Below are 282 nucleotides of genomic sequence, written 5' to 3' on the forward strand. Positions count from 1 at the left end.
GAGAGGCGCAGTGAGGCCGACGGCGCATTGGCCGTCGATTCCAGGGGATTTTCGACTTGGCGCGCCTTCTGGATTGGCCTTGCGACCAGCCTCGCCAATGCACGTTCAGCGCTTTCGGTGGCCAGCGTCTTTGCCGTCGCCTTGCCGGCGCAGCCCTCGCTGACGCTGGGGGTCGCATCGGTCGTGCTGATGGTGGCGATCTCGGTCGGCTGGTATGCCTGCGTGGTCTGGCTGTTCGCGGCCGAAGCCGTTTCGAACGGCTATCGGCGGCTGCGCCGCGCC

1 pseudogene is annotated in these 282 nt (G+C 67.4%); it reads left to right on the plus strand.

The window, feature by feature from the left end:
- Positions 1 to 282: pseudogene (locus EN808_RS36730) on the plus strand (hypothetical protein); the annotation flags it as partial.

The sequence above is a fragment of the Mesorhizobium sp. M8A.F.Ca.ET.165.01.1.1 genome (genome assembly GCF_004792065.1).
Classification (GTDB): Bacteria; Pseudomonadota; Alphaproteobacteria; order Rhizobiales; family Rhizobiaceae; genus Mesorhizobium.